A 14,473-nucleotide genomic window follows, 5' to 3' on the forward strand; every position below is an offset into this window, starting at 1 on the left:
CGAAATGACGTCATTTCAAGTCAAAGGTGACAAGAGGTTTCTTGTAATCGGCAGAGTGGGCGATACCTCCATCCATCAACAATGGCTGCAGCCTGCGGAGTATAAAAACTTCGATCTTTGTCTTAGTTATTTCGGTAATACGCCACAAAAGTATGTGAATGATTGTGACTTCTATCAGGAGATTCCGGGGCTGAAATGGCCCACAGTGAAGGATACGATTGCCGCATTTGGAGATGACATCCTTCACTATGATGCCATCTGGATGCCGGATGACGATATAAGCGCGAGCGCCTATGACATTCATCGCATGTTTGAGATTTTCATGGAGCAGGGTCTCGAATTGGCCCAGCCGAGTTTAACGCAAGACTCTTACTACGGGCACGGGATCACCTTGCAAAATAGCAATTATTATTTGCGATATTCCCAGTTTGTCGAGCCGATGGTTCCGCTGTATACCAGAGAGACATTCCAAAAGCTGCTGCCTACATTTGAAAAGAGCGAATCGGGCTGGGGGCTCGATTTTGTATGGCCTAAGGTGCTGGACTATCCCTATCAAAAATTAGGAATCATCGACGAGGTGGCCGTCAAGCATACAAGACGCGTCGGAGGCGGCGAACTCTACAAAAATATATCGGGTTCACAGTGGGACGATTTGTACCGCATCACTGCTGAATATGAGGCTCCCGTTAACTTCAGAATGACCCATTACGGGGGCATACCGAAGGGCAAGCGGCTCATGTTCGCGCTGTTGGCCCACAAAGACGAGCATGTGCTTGCCGCACAGATTGACAATATTCGCAAATTCAACCCGGAAGCGGGCATTGTGCTTTATAACGGGGGCGACGAGAGCGGCTTCGGCAAAGGCATGAATGCGGCTGTTTGCGAGTACAGCCGGCATCTCATTTGGGGACACTTGGCTCCATTCCTGTGGGATGTGATGAAGTGGCTGGATGAGCATCAGGTGGATTACGACTATTTGGTCAATCTCGACGATGATGTGCTCTTTGTGAAGCCGGGATTTGAGGCGTATCTGGATCAAACGATGCACGGCTACGACTGTATGGGATGGGATATGCAGATCTGCCGCAGCGTCAAAGAGGCGGATACGGTCAACAAGCGGTCGATGTGGCAGGAATGGGGACGCTTCGGAGCCTTGTTCCAAATGAATCACTTCATTCGCTATTTTAATCCGACACAGGTTTACCGGCGCGGCATCGTCAAGAAGATGCTCGAAGAAGCGGACGTTTCGCTGGTTGATCAGTGGCTCTCTGAAAGCAATGTGGTTGCATTGGAAGAATTTTTCTTTGTTACATTCGCTGCTGCCTTGGGGGGAAAATGCCGGGAGTTTCCGCGCGACGAGCGGTTGAATGTGATGCGGCATGAGCATGAGATTGAGCAGAACGAGGCGCACGCTGCCATGCATCATTATATGTATTACACGATTCATCCTGTCAAAGGCGATCGCCTTCTTAACCTGCACGAACAATTGATGGCCGGAGACATCCCTTATGTGGATCCGAATCCGCCGCAGCTGCAGCCGGGTCCCTTAGCGCATGTGCGGCATCCGCGGACAAGGCGGGTCAGGCGCCTGGTTTCTAAGAAGCAGCTGCTTCGTAAGAAAAAGCCGATGCTGAAGGGATCGCCGGGCAGAGGAAAGAAAGGGCTGAAAACTAGAAAAACGCCGGTTAAGAAGCGACTGAGAACAGTCCTTTCTAACAAACTTAAAAAAGGGAAAAAACGGTCCAAACCGAGAGTGAATGGATGGAGCAGGTTTGGCAAGAAGCTGGCGCGTAAAACTAAAAATGCGGCGTAGTTTCGTAGAGAAATACGATTGGAGTGGTAACGATGAAGATTGCATTTATTTGCACTGAAAAGCTTACCGTTCCGCCGATTCGAGGGGGCGCCATTCAAATTTTAATCAATGGCGTGACACCGCATATTGGCAGTAGGCATGATCTTACTATTTTTTGCATTACGGACCGCGAGCTTCCCGATCGGGAAGTGGCCGCCGGCGTTAAGTATATTCGGATTCCGCCCGAAGATTATGTGAACGGTGTTGCCAAAGAACTTGCAAAGCTGCACGCCGGCAACAAAAAGTTCGATGTCATCCATGTGTTTAACCGTCCGAAAACCGTCCCTGCGTATAAAGCTGCTATGCCGAACTCCCGCTTTGTTGTCAGCTGCCATAACGAAATGTTCAAGGACGGGAAAATATCGATGGAAACGGGAAACTCCGTGATTCGAACGGTGGATAGGATCATGTCGATCTCCAATTATATCGGCCAAACGATCACTACGCGTTTCCCTTCCGCTAAAGGCAAGGTGAAGACTGTCTATTCGGGTATCCATTTGCAGCATTACAAACCGATCTGGACGCCGGAAGCGCAATCCGTCAGGAAGGAACTCCGCAAAAAATTCGGGCTCGAGAATAAGAAAGTCGTTCTTTTCGTAGGACGTTTAAGCAAAAACAAAGGGCCGGACGTGCTGATCAAAGCCGTCGAGCAAATCAGCAAAACCCATAAAGATGTCGTTCTCGTCATCATCGGCAGCAAATGGTTCCATAACGAGCAGTTGGATGAGTACGGAGCAAGCCTTCGCCGGCTGGCCAAATCGCTCGGCGAGCGAGTCGTCTTCACAGGCTTTGTTCCTCCTGACGAAATTCCGGCCCATTATTTGCTGGGAGATATTTTCGTCTGTTCGTCCCAGTGGCAGGAGCCTCTGGCCAGGGTTCATTTTGAAGCTATGGGCGCAGGACTTCCGATTATTACGACCAACCGTGGGGGGAATGCGGAAATTATAAAGCAGAATGCCAACGGAATGGTGATCGAGGATTACAGCAATCCTGGCGCCTTTGTTAAAGCCATAACGTTTCTGTTAAACAACCCTGGGGAAGCGCAGCGGTTAGGCAAAGCAGCCAGAGCGGTTGTTGAAGGCAACTTCGGCTTCGAGCATGTGGCGAAACGGCTGGAAAGCTTGTACGCCCCGGAAAACAAAAAATGACCTTAAAGCCATATCATGACGGAGGTGTCAGCATGGATACTACTTTCTCGGACATCTTGAAGAAGGTGGTCTCGCAATATCCTTTGAAAGTGAAATCGATCTCCCTGTTATCCGATAAAGGAAAAAAAGCAGTCTGGTCCATCCAAACCGACAAGGGCGAACTGATCATGAAAAAGGTTCCTTTCGATGAAACGCATATCGATTTCATGCTCCATGCGATTCGTTATCTAAGAGGAAATGGCGTCAACACCCCGGATGTGCTCAAAACCGGCTCGGGCCAGGGCTATGTGAAGCTGGACGGAGAGTACTTCGTCTTATTTGAAACCGTATACGGACGATCCCCGGAATATGAGAACGACAGTGACTTATCGCTTATTTTAAAAGGAATGGCGGGCTTCCACCGGGCATCGAGAGGGATCGAATCTCCCAATGGATTCTACCCGTCCTATCTCTTGACGAAATGGAAATCAGACTTGCAGACAAGAATGGAGCGCCTGGCGGCCTGGAAAGAACAGCGCCTGCAGGTTAAAAATAAAAACGAATTTGACCGTTTGTTTTTGGCCAATGTGGATACTTTCCTGCAGCAGGCCAGAGCAGCGCTTGCGACGCTCAATCAGCCTTACTTTGGACAGTGGGTGAAGGAAACCGAGGCCGTCAAAACGCTGTGCCATCAGGATTTTGCAGCGGGCAATTTGGTTGTAGGCAAAGATGGGAAGCTGTATGTTTACGATATGGATTCGTTGACGGTAGATCTGCCGGTGCGGGATCTGAGAAAAATATTGAATAAGGTCATGAAGAAGGGAGGCAGCTGGAGTCTTCCGACCATGCTCAAAATGATGAAAGCTTATCAGCAGGTCAATCCCTTAACAAAAGATCAGTATATGGTGCTGGGGGCAGACATTCAGTTCCCTCATTTATTCTATGGGCAAGTGTCCAAATACTATGAAAACCGGGAGGATTCATGGCCCGTTAGCAAGCATATTTCCCGTTTAAAAGATATGATCTCCACCGAGCTTAGTAAAAATAATGTGCTCAAGTCGTTCCTCGGTCGTTTGGATGAGGTGGTGAAACGTGGATCTTAATCAGGAAGAGTTGAAGTTAGGCAAGCGTCTCATGGCCGCCAATTATCCAAAGATATCGGTCAAGAGCATCCGGGTCATTCAAAGCGGAGGCGTTAAAACGGTCTGGAAGCTGGAGACCTCCGCAGGAACCGTTTGCCTGAAACGGATCCGCAAGTCCATTGGGATCGTGAAGTTCACGACGGCGGCGCAAGATTATTTGTTCAAAAAAGGAGCCATTGTCGCGAAGATTATTCCGACGAAGGATAACCGGCTGTTTTTTGAACATGAAGGGTACGCGCTCGTTCTTTATGCCTGGGTGCAGGGCAGCGATCTGGAGATGGACCGGGTTCCGGAGCATCTGTATGCGGGTCTGAAGGGGCTCGCACAGTTTCATAAAGATACGGTTGGATTTATCCCCCCTGAAGATTGTGACATCTATGACCGGATGGGGGTCTGGGGTAAACATTTTAGCGGCATGCGCGATGAGTTTATCCTGTGGAAGGAGCAAGCCATGAAGGAAAAATCGCCATTCCATCTCTCTTATGTGAAGAATGGGGACGCTATGATTGAGATGGCCGATCGTGCCGTAAAATTGCTTGAGGCATCCTGTTACGGGCAATGGGTAGCCGACATCGGCAAGTACGGTTACATGTGTCATCAGGATTACGGCAAAGGCAATGCCCTTCAAACGTCCCGTGGCGTTTGTGTGCTGGATTTGGATAATTTGACTTATGACATTCCGCTGCGCGATATCCGCAAACTCCTGGTGAAACGCATGGAACAATTGGGGCGATGGGATGCCAACGAGCTGAAACGGTGCATGAGCTACTATGAAGCGGTTCTTCCGTTTACGCCGGAGCAAATGCAGGTGCTGTATATTGATTTGCTTTTCCCGCATAAGCTTTACGGGTATGTGAAAACGCCTTTCAAGAAAAACGTGCCGGGGGACGAAAAGAAGCTGCAGAGCATCGTGGCGTTTGAAATGGAGAAGCTGCCTGTCCTCAAGAAGCTGATCAAAGGATTGTAAGGTGAGGTTTTAACAGATAAAAGGACGGAGCGGGAGACTATCCCAGCTTCGTCCTTTTTTGGGGTTGGGCAGAAGTTCGTTTAGCCGCAGACTTGGGGCGCAGGTTCAGCAGGTGCCTTTTGGCGAACTTGTTCGTTTTTTTCCGGCTTCGCTTCCTAAGGATGCGCCGTTTCGTCCGTTTTCGGAGATGGCCCCGTCTCAGGCGGGACTTACGTTTTCTCCGTCTGAGCGCTGTGCGGCGGGAAGCGGGCCTGCCCCTTACAGAAGGCGGTTGGTTGGCAGGCGGCACTTCCGGCCTGGGGAGCAGCAGCCGGTTCATTTCCAGCAGCTTATCTCCTTTTACCGGATGAATCCAATAATAGCAGGGATGCGCGCGATGCTGCTGCACGCTTTCGAAGGTAATGTTCTCTCCCCAGCGAACCATATCATTATACTTGCTTCCTTCGGGATATTCCCGGACCCTGCCCCCGCAGGCCATTGCCAGCGTGACAAAAAAGATTTCTTCCAGGGCGGCAGCCTCCGAGATGCCGAGCAGGTGATCCACGGCGGCATGATCGACATGAGCGAGCATACGCCTGACGATATCGTGCTTATAAATCTGACCGGGGTTAAAGTAAGTCAGAAAGCCGTCCGTCCGAAAGACGGGCTGCCATAAATGCCATTCGTTCTTCATGTTCCGCACGGGAAGCGAGTACGGATGATCCCGGTCGTTTTCAAGCCTCCAGCCCATACTGTCGGACTCCGCCATAGCTTCGTCTAAGAAAGACTGAAAGCCATGCTTAACAAACAGCATATCATGATCCATCGACATCAAATATTCATAGCCTGCGCCGAGCTCTTCCAACCATTTCATGATGTCCCACATGCCGGGCACGATAATACCGGCTCTTAAGGGATGGCTGTGCGGAAAGGACCAAACGTTCACGTTCTTTGCAAAATCGGGATTGGGTCCGCCGTTGTAGAGAAGGATGCCGGCTTCAGGAATAAAAAAATGGATATTTTCGATTTGTGCCGCCAATACATGCTCGTTCTCATGAGCAATCACTACGATGATGAATCTTTTGTGGATTAGCTCATCTATGTGGGTAGGGGTCATATCCATAGCGACACACACCGCCTTATGATTTGTTCGTTGCAGCAGCCGTTGTATTTATCCTATTCTGCAGCCGGCAAAGTGTGTGACTAGTGCGGTTGAGTTATCCAAGGTTGAGTCATCCAAGCGTGCAAGTCGGCAATCATTTGCGGATAGGACGCAACCCCATACGTGAAATCGGCTCGCGTAGAGACCAAGCTCTTGTCTGACTTCATGTCGTCGTTATAGTGAATGGTGACGGCGTCATGATGAAATTGCTGCTGAAGCATCAGGAGCAGCTCGTATTTGGACAGCTTAGGCTGGCCGGCAAGGTGGACAAGGCCCTGAATGGGATGATGAAAGCACCATTCGATGGCCTTGGCTAATTCGAGTGTCGTAACCCCGTTCCAGAACACTCTGCGATATCCTTGAATGTCGCCCTTTTGCTGCATAAACCAGTGGAAAAGCCCGATGCCGCTCTGTTTCAGCTCAGGCCCGATGATGGAGGTGCGGATCGTTACGGCGTGAGGGCTGTAAACTTCGCCGAGACTTTTGCTTTTCCCATAAACGGATAAAGCATCCGTGGGGTCCCATTCGGCGTACTCCCCGCGCGAGCCGGAAAATACACAGTCCGTGCTGATGTGGAACAGGCGGAAGAGATACTGCTCCGCATACATAGCGAGTTGATGGGGAAACAGGCTGTTGACATAAATAGCTTCCGCCTGCCTCGTGCGGGCTTCCTCATTCAGCAAGCCGGCCGCATTGATGACGGCATCCGGCTTTACCTGAAGGAGCAGGCGCCGCAGATGCTCGTCGTTTCTCACGTCGAGCGACAGGGCCCCGGTATCCGCCGGATCGGCCGACCGCACGGTAGCCCAGACTTCATGTTCCTGCTGCCGGGCGAAGTAGTTCCTTAACATGTGGCCGGCCATGCCATGACCGCCGATAATAAGTAATTTCAAGGAAGGAATCCTCCTTTGAGCAGCATCTCTAAAATTTCCTCCGCCGTCATGAGCGAATCGTTGGAGGCATATTGCCTAAAGGTGGATTTAGGCAGATGACTATAGAAGCTATACAGGGAGGAGGCTGCATTCGCCGGCAGGATAACAAAATATTTCTCATTATATTGATAGGTAAAAGGGATTTCATGTGTGGAAATAAGCACTTCGTGCAGCTTCTCTCCAGGGCGGATGCCGACATCCCTCACAGGCAGAGGTTGGTCTGACAGCTGCTTCATCATCACCTGAGCCAAGTCCATAATGCGGCAGGCATTCATTTTCATAACAAAAGTTTCCCCGCCTACGGCTGCTTTGGCCGCACTTAACAGAAGCCCGATCGCCTCCGGAAGCGTCAGGAAGAAGCGGGTCATGTCCTCGTGGGTAAGCGGGAGATCTTCTCCTTGCAGGATGCGGTTCTTGAAGAAAGGGACGACGCTGCCGTTGGTGCCCAGCACATTGCCGCCTCGAATGCAGACAAACCGGGTCGTGGAGCTGAGATCGTTCGCCCGCACCATCAGCTTCTCTCCGAGCGCTTTCGTCATGCCGTAAAAGTTGATCGGATCTACAGCTTTATCCGTAGAGACGTCGATGACCTTTTTGACTTCGTTCCGAATGCTGGCTCTGATCACATTTTCCGTCCCTTTTACGTTCGTTTTCAGTGCTTCATCCGGCTGTGCTTCACAGATGGGCACGTGTTTGAGGGCAGCCAGATGAAACACATAATCCACATTCCGGCAGGCGTCCTCGACGGCTTCCTGATCGCGGACATCACCGATCATGAACGTGAGGGAAGGATGGAAGGCGAAGTCGCGCTGCATCTTCACTTGCGAAAATTCGTTGCGGGAAAAAATACGAATTTCCTTAGGCATCTCTTGCAGGAGACTGCGGGTAAGCTCTTGCCCCCAAGATCCGGTTCCTCCCGTGATGAGGATGGTTTGATTATGAAACATAGCTCTGTCCTCCTAGTACAATATTGACAACTTTGCTCGATACGTTCGGGTCCAGATAGCCATCCGGGCACTGCCATGCAGCCTGAGGCTGCAGCATCAGCTTAACGCAAGCGGCAATCCGCTCCGGCACAAGCCCTGACAGCAGATTGCTGCCGCAAAGCAGAGTCTCGGGCCGTTCCGTGCTTTGGCGGATGGTAACGGCCGGAACGCCCAGAATGCAGCTTTCTTCCTGCACGGTGCCGCTGTCGGTGATCACGCAGGCGGCATGCTGCTGCAGCTTCAGAAAGTCGAAGAAGCCGAATGGCGGCAGAAAGCGAATGAGCGGGTGCGAAGCCGTGACTCCGAGCTTATCAAGGCGATCCTTCGTACGGGGGTGGGTGCTGCAGATGATGGGGAGCTGTGTATCCTGTGCCGTTAGCTGCAAGCCTGCGATAATTTGCCGCAGCCGGGATTCCTGATCGACGTTTTCCGCCCGGTGGGCGGTAACGAGAATATATCCTTTATCCGCAATACCCAGCTGCTCCAGGATACGGCTGGCATTTGCCTGCTCCTTGTAATGCTCCATAACTTCATAAATCGGATTCCCGGTCATCCAAATCCGCTGGGGAGGAACACCGTCACGCAGCAAATTCTCGCGCGCGCCGGGCGTATACGGCATATTGCAAGTAGAGATGGCATCGATCGCCTTCCGGTTGATTTCTTCCGGCACGCGAGTATCGTAGCAGCGATTTCCTGCTTCCATATGATAGACGGGAATGCCGTGCCGCTCTCCTATGAGCGCAGTAAGCGCACTGTTGGTATCTCCCAGTACGAGCATGCGATCCGGTTTCTCCTGCAACAGCACTTTCTCGACTTCAACGAACATTTGAGCAATCTGCTCGCCGACGGTTTGAGCTTGGAGCCGAATATGGACATCGGGAAGACGAATGCCCATTTGCTCGAAAAAGACGTCGCTGAGCGAACGGTCATAATTTTGTCCGGAGTGGACGAGAAGATGCGAGTCTGCAAGAAGGTCAAGTTTGGCGATCACTAAGCTTAACCGGATAATTTCGGGACGTGTTCCAAGAACCGTCATGATCTTCATAGCGTAACTCTCCTTTTCATAGTAGGCTCCGGTAATAATTCAACGTATCGCTTACCGACTGGGCGAGCGAAAGGGTGGGCTGCCAACCGGTAGCGGAGCGAAGTTTGGTATTGTCGCCTTGAATGAAGGGGGGATCATTAGGGCGAAATAAGCGATCATCGACGGCTACCTCAAAGGGAATTGCCGCATACTGCTGCAGCAGATCGACGATGTCGCTGATGGGGCAGGCTGTGCCGCTGCATACGTTGAACAGGCTGCCGGGAGGCACACCGGTAAGCTGGATGAGCGAGCAGTAGGCGGCGGCTGCATCGCGGACGTCAAGGAAGTCGCGCTTTACGGCCGTATTTCCGACGACGAGCTTAGGAGGGAGATGGCCTTTCTCCATCATCGCCACCTGTCTGGCCAATAGTGCGCATACGCCGGAGGCATTACCCGGTCCAATCAAATTGAAAGTCCGTGCCGTCATCGCCGGAATGGCATAGACACCCCCATACATTTGGATAAGAGAGGTCATGAACTGCTTGCTCCAAGCATAGGGACTGACGGGCCCGACAGGGGAGGTTTCCGTTAAAGGCGCAAAAGGCACAGAATGAAAATCATATTCGTATGCCGTTCCTATACTAAGGAACCCTTGGATGCTCCTTGCCGATGTAGACCGTACAGCCTCCAACATATGCAGCGTACACCAAGCGTTTGTATAAAGCGTTGGAACCGGGTCGGCGTAAGACGCGCTTACATCGTTTGCTCCTGCGAGATGGATGATATGGGTGATCGGATGCTCCTGCAAGAGCTTGGCGATCGTAGCGGCCTGCGTAATGTCACCGGATACGTAGTGCAGACGGCGGTGCTGCAGCAGGCAGTCGGACCTGCGCCCAACGCCGATGACGTTCATATTATGCATGAATAAACAAGCAGCCATATGCTGCCCGACGAACCCGTTAATACCCGTTAGGAGTACGAGAGGGGGTTCACTCAACTCGCTCATACAGGTTCACCGGGCAGTAAAAGTGATTTGAGTTTGCCGAATTGCTCATTGGCCAAGGTATAATCGGACGGCCTTCCGATGTCGAGCCAGAAGTCATTGTTCTCAAAATGGCGCACCTTTTCATTTGCCGCCAGGAGGGCATGAATCAAATCGGGAATGTCGAAATATTGATGGGACGGGATATATTCGGCTACTTCCGGATTCATCATATAGATGCCCATACTCACATAAGCCGACCGGGTCGGCTTTTCTACAAAATTAGTGACATACTCATCCTGCGTTTCGAGCACCCCAAGCTCAATCGGAATGCCTTTCTTTTGGGAAGCAATGGTCAATATGCTGCCTCCCTTAATATGAAAATCTCTGAAGCGGGCAAAATCAAGGGTGGTCAAGACGTCACAATTGATCAGCAAAAAAGGGCCCGGCCTGCGCCCAATCAGCTTAATTGGGCCGACAGTGCCTAAAGGTTCGTTTTCTACATAATAGGAGATCGACACCCCCCGGGAGCTGCCGTCCCCGAAATACGTTTGTATGAGCCCCGACAAGTAGCCGCATGCCATCGTAATGGACGTAAACCCGTAATTACGGAGCTGCTTGACAATGATCTCCAGAATGGGTTGTTCGCCAACGGGCAATAACCCCTTCGGAAGCACCTTGGTATATGGCGCCATGCGCATCCCCTTGCCGCCCGTCATGATTACGACTTCCACAGAAACCAACTCCTTATACGACATATTCATCAGGTCGATACAGCTCGGGATGCTTGCTAATCCATTCAATCGTCCTGGTTAAACCTTGCGCGAGCGGCACAGACGGCTTCCAGCCCATCAATGCCGCCGCTTTGGTGCTGTCCGAGAAGAGGCGGTCTACTTCGCTTTTCTCCGGCCTCACCCGTTCACTGGCGATGCGCACAGGAAGATCCTTGCCAACAATTTGCAGGATCGTGCCAGCCAGCACGCCAATGGAAATTTCCGCTCCGGACCCGGCGTTGATCGTTTGCCCGACGGCTGCCTCATGGTTGGCCGCACAAATGAAGGCATTGGCGGTATCTTCAACGAAGGTGAAGTCCCGGGTTGCCGTGAGATTGCCAAGCACAATTTCGGATTGATGCAGCGCTTGATTAATAATCGTAGGAATGACAGCTCTCATGGATTGCCGGGGGCCGTAGGAATTAAAGGGCCTGACCGTTACGACAGGCAGCGAATACGAGCAATAAAAGCTTTCAATAATTTTATCTGCCCCGATTTTGCTTGCCGAGTAAGGGGATTGGCCTTGAAGCGGATGGGTTTCATCCATAGGCACATAGCGGGCGCTTCCGTAAACTTCGCTGGTTGAGGTATGAATCAGCTTGGGTATGCCTAAGTCCAGAGCGGCTTGAGCGATATTTAAGGTGCCAATGACATTCGATTGCACAACATCAGTCGGATGTTGATAAGAATAAGGAATAGCGATCAGCGCTCCTAAATGAAAAATGGCATCCATGCCCTTGACCGCACGATAGACCCCGTGAGGATCACGCAAATCTCCTTTATAAATGTCTATCTCTTTCCCAATATCGCTAGGCAGTTGATCAAGAAAGCCGCGTGAATTCGTTGAGTTATATCGGATAAAGGCTCTGACGCGCGCTCCGTCCGCAACGAGCTGATGAACGAGATGACTGCCGATAAAGCCGGCTGCACCTGTGACCAATACCTGCTTCCCTCTCATCATGAATGGAACCACTCCTTCCAACATATGGTTACAGTCTATTCTCTTTGCATAGGGATGTAGTGGACTAACCCCCACTTCGAGGGTTAATAGGAAAAAATAGGTAAAGCGCGCATGCGAAAAAGCTGTCCCGGCGGATCTTTGCAGATCTTTCGGAACAGCCTTTTTTTCATAACGCTCCATTAGCCATACGTGTAAGAGATGCCGGAGAATGTGACAGGACCAGTAATCGTTGCGCCAACTAACAGAGAAGATTCCAGTTGAACAGTCAGTGTATAGGCTTGGTTGGATGTTGCTGGAACGTTGGAATCGATAGCTTGGAAGGAGACCGTAACTTCTTGTCCTGTGGATAAGAGCACTGCTTGTCTGCAAGAGAAAATGACGGCATTGTCACGGAGTACGTTAAATAATAACACAGGCGCTAAAAGAGATGAAGTTACCCCAACAGTAGCATTTAAGATAACTCGGTTTGCGCCTTGCGGAATCATGAGTCCAAATTGTGAAAGAGTAATGGGAGTCGTCGTAACTGTACGAGAGAGAGAGCCGCTTGATGCTCCGGGAACGCTTGTCCCGATGCTAACGATATTTGACATGTGACCACCTCCTTTCTCTATATTCTATTAAATTGTAATAACTTTGCTTGGATGGCTGCCATAGATTTCCATTTTTTGTGTGAAAATAGTTACATATCTTCCGCAAGTTATGTTAACCGGATAGACGCATTAACAGGTCAAGTTGGTGCTGAGACACATATGCTATATCTAAACAAATATTGGGAGGTGCCGTGCAAAATGAGTGCTCCCCCTTCAAAGCCTTTCATTTTTCTAAATACGATTCCCAAAAGTGGAACGAACCTCTTGAACCAGCTCTTGCTAGGCATTCCGGGTTCGAAAATGAATGAGTACGTCTTTTATGAAGGGTTGATCAAGGATTTGCCTGCGCATGCTTCCATTCTGAGCAAAGCACTGCCGAATGAACTTTTTATGGGACATGTATACTACTCCCCTGAATGGGCGACGCTGCTCGGACGACTCGGCATCAAGACGATCTTCATGAGCAGGGATTTGCGTGATGTGCTTGTTTCCTTGACGTACTTCATTGTCGACAAGCTGCCCGACTACCCCTTATATGAGCAATTGATCGCGCTGAGCAGCCAGAAGGAACGGTATTTGCTCTTAATTAACGGCATAGGCGATTACCCGAATATCAAAAATTGGTTCGGCGTGTTTCACGGCTGGTTGTCCGAGCCGGGCGTGTTAAACGTCACTTATGAGGAATTGATGAGGTCGCCGGAAACAAGGCGGAAAACCATTACAACAATCGCCAAATTTCTATGGAAAGACAGCAAGCCCCCGATGCCGTTTTCCGAGCTGGTCCGCAGCATGGAAGGCAATATGAACAGCGACCGTTCCTTTACGTTTCGCAAAGGCATTATCGGCGGTTGGAGGAAAGAGTTTGACGAAGAAGTTATTGCAGCGTTCAAACGAGTGGCAGGTGATGTTTTAATTCAAACCGGCTATGAAAAAGATTTGGACTGGTCATAACCGAAAGAAGTGTGGAGGTGAAACATGAAAATCGTAATACCGGCTGCTGATTTGCATATTGGGGGCGGTTGTAAGGTGCTGGTCGATATCGCCGGAGCGCTGACGAACAGGGGACACGAGGTTGAAGTCGTCATTCCGCAGACGGCGACCGTGAAGTATAGAATTCCTTGCAAGCTGACGGTCGTGCCAAAGCTGGACAAAGCCTACATTCCTTATGGCGATATCATTTTGCCCAATTTCTACACAACGTTTCAATCGGCCTTCGAAGCTTGGCCCCAACAAACGGTCAGGTTAAGCCTCGGCTTTGAGCCGCTTTGGGTGCCCAATCGCGAGGCGGCTTTATGGACCTATGCCCAGGATGTACCGATCATCTCGATTTCCAGTTGGTTGGATCAGCAAATTTATGACCATGTGGGGCGGCGAAGCACGATCGTTTCTCTTGGCATAGATCCTCTCGTGTTTCGTCCGCAAGGTCCGCGGATGAAGCCTCTCCAGAGCCAGAAATCAGGAAAAGTCATTCTGTACATCGCCCGGGACAGGAATGACTATGCGTTGAAAGGATTCGATGATTTCTATGCTTGTATGGAAATTATCAAAAATGAGTATGCAGGCGATTATGCCGTGTATATGATCTGTCCGGACGGAAAACTTTCACTCGGGGAACTTTATATCCCTGAGCGCATCTTCTATCCCGTCAATGAATACGAGATGGCGAAGCTGTATCGAACGGCAGATGTTTTCGTGGCCTCATCTTGGTTCGAGGCGTTCTCGCTGCCTCCTCTGGAGGCGATGGCCTGCGGCACGCCGGTCGTGACGACGAATTCAGGCGGTGTGATGGATTTCTGTTCGCACATGAACAGTGCTTATGTCACCAAACCGAGAGATCCCAGGGGGCTGGCGCAAGGCATTTGCGCAGTGCTATCGGATTCCCATTTGGCGGAGAAGCTTGCCCTCGAAGGCAAAGCCGCTGCCGCAAAGCTAACGAAAGCCCATTTTGAGCATAATATTGTGAACGTATTGGAGGCTATCTTCGAGAATCGTTAAG

Annotated in this window: 14 protein-coding genes; 6 read left to right on the forward strand and 8 right to left on the reverse strand. The window is 50.7% G+C overall.

Features of this window, described 5'->3' with window-relative positions; all coding sequences use genetic code 11:
* Positions 1–4: 4 nt before the first annotated feature.
* From AC3WRW_RS17035 to AC3WRW_RS17050, 4 genes are read left to right on the forward strand one after another with little or no spacing between them, the layout of a single operon-like run.
* Positions 5–1,813, forward strand: coding sequence for a DUF707 domain-containing protein (locus tag AC3WRW_RS17035; protein ID WP_492547499.1), 1,809 nt, complete (start codon positions 5–7; stop codon positions 1,811–1,813).
* 32 nt (positions 1,814–1,845) lie between these two features.
* Positions 1,846–3,000: a glycosyltransferase family 4 protein gene (locus AC3WRW_RS17040; protein ID WP_492547500.1), complete on the forward strand. Its 1,155-nt coding sequence runs from the start codon at positions 1,846–1,848 to the stop codon at positions 2,998–3,000.
* Positions 3,001–3,032: 32 nt separating this feature from the next.
* On the forward strand, positions 3,033–4,082 hold the full coding sequence (locus AC3WRW_RS17045; protein WP_492547501.1) for a CotS family spore coat protein: 1,050 nt from the start codon (positions 3,033–3,035) through the stop codon (positions 4,080–4,082).
* Complete coding sequence (locus AC3WRW_RS17050) at positions 4,072–5,088, forward strand: CotS family spore coat protein (RefSeq protein WP_492547502.1); 1,017 nt, start codon at positions 4,072–4,074, stop codon at positions 5,086–5,088. The genes AC3WRW_RS17045 and AC3WRW_RS17050 overlap by 11 nt, the downstream gene beginning before the upstream one ends.
* Positions 5,089–5,125: 37 nt before the next feature.
* Here AC3WRW_RS17050 and AC3WRW_RS17055 read toward each other — a convergent pair whose 3' ends face one another.
* The 8 genes from AC3WRW_RS17055 to AC3WRW_RS17090 all read right to left on the reverse strand — a co-directional run bounded on the left by AC3WRW_RS17055 (position 5,126) and on the right by AC3WRW_RS17090 (position 12,477).
* Entirely contained in the window at positions 5,126–6,190 is a 1,065-nt protein-coding gene (locus AC3WRW_RS17055) for a hypothetical protein (protein WP_492547503.1), read from the reverse strand.
* Positions 6,191–6,270: 80 nt separating this feature from the next.
* Positions 6,271–7,122, reverse strand: coding sequence for an SDR family oxidoreductase (locus tag AC3WRW_RS17060; RefSeq protein WP_492547504.1), 852 nt, complete (start codon positions 7,120–7,122; stop codon positions 6,271–6,273).
* Positions 7,119–8,108 carry a polysaccharide biosynthesis protein gene (locus AC3WRW_RS17065; RefSeq protein WP_492547505.1) on the reverse strand — a complete coding sequence of 330 codons (990 nt, stop codon included), beginning with the start codon at positions 8,106–8,108 and terminating at the stop codon, positions 7,119–7,121. Before AC3WRW_RS17065 ends, AC3WRW_RS17060 begins: the two co-directional genes overlap by 4 nt.
* Positions 8,098–9,192 carry a non-hydrolyzing UDP-N-acetylglucosamine 2-epimerase gene (gene wecB, locus AC3WRW_RS17070; RefSeq protein WP_492547506.1) on the reverse strand — a complete coding sequence of 365 codons (1,095 nt, stop codon included), beginning with the start codon at positions 9,190–9,192 and terminating at the stop codon, positions 8,098–8,100. Before wecB ends, AC3WRW_RS17065 begins: the two co-directional genes overlap by 11 nt.
* A 16-nt stretch (positions 9,193–9,208) precedes the next feature.
* Positions 9,209–10,177, reverse strand: coding sequence for a GDP-mannose 4,6-dehydratase (locus tag AC3WRW_RS17075; protein WP_492547507.1), 969 nt, complete (start codon positions 10,175–10,177; stop codon positions 9,209–9,211).
* A complete protein-coding gene (locus tag AC3WRW_RS17080) occupies positions 10,174–10,887 on the reverse strand; it encodes a sugar phosphate nucleotidyltransferase (protein ID WP_171687063.1) in 714 nt (237 codons plus the stop codon). The genes AC3WRW_RS17075 and AC3WRW_RS17080 overlap by 4 nt, the downstream gene beginning before the upstream one ends.
* Before the next feature lie 13 nt (positions 10,888–10,900).
* Entirely contained in the window at positions 10,901–11,884 is a 984-nt protein-coding gene (locus tag AC3WRW_RS17085; RefSeq protein WP_492547555.1) for an SDR family NAD(P)-dependent oxidoreductase, read from the reverse strand.
* A 182-nt stretch (positions 11,885–12,066) separates the two neighbouring features.
* A complete protein-coding gene (locus AC3WRW_RS17090; RefSeq protein ID WP_492547508.1) occupies positions 12,067–12,477 on the reverse strand; it encodes a hypothetical protein in 411 nt (136 codons plus the stop codon).
* Positions 12,478–12,675: 198 nt separating this feature from the next.
* Between AC3WRW_RS17090 and AC3WRW_RS17095 the strand changes: the two genes are divergently transcribed.
* Both AC3WRW_RS17095 and AC3WRW_RS17100 read left to right on the forward strand, forming a co-directional pair.
* Positions 12,676–13,428: a sulfotransferase domain-containing protein gene (locus AC3WRW_RS17095; RefSeq protein WP_492547509.1), complete on the forward strand. Its 753-nt coding sequence runs from the start codon at positions 12,676–12,678 to the stop codon at positions 13,426–13,428.
* 24 nt (positions 13,429–13,452) lie between these two features.
* Positions 13,453–14,472, forward strand: a complete 1,020-nt coding sequence (locus AC3WRW_RS17100) for a glycosyltransferase family 4 protein (protein WP_492547510.1) — start codon at positions 13,453–13,455, stop codon at positions 14,470–14,472.
* Position 14,473: the final 1 nt, after the last annotated feature.

The sequence above is a fragment of the Paenibacillus sp. FW126-R14 genome, from assembly GCF_058789495.1.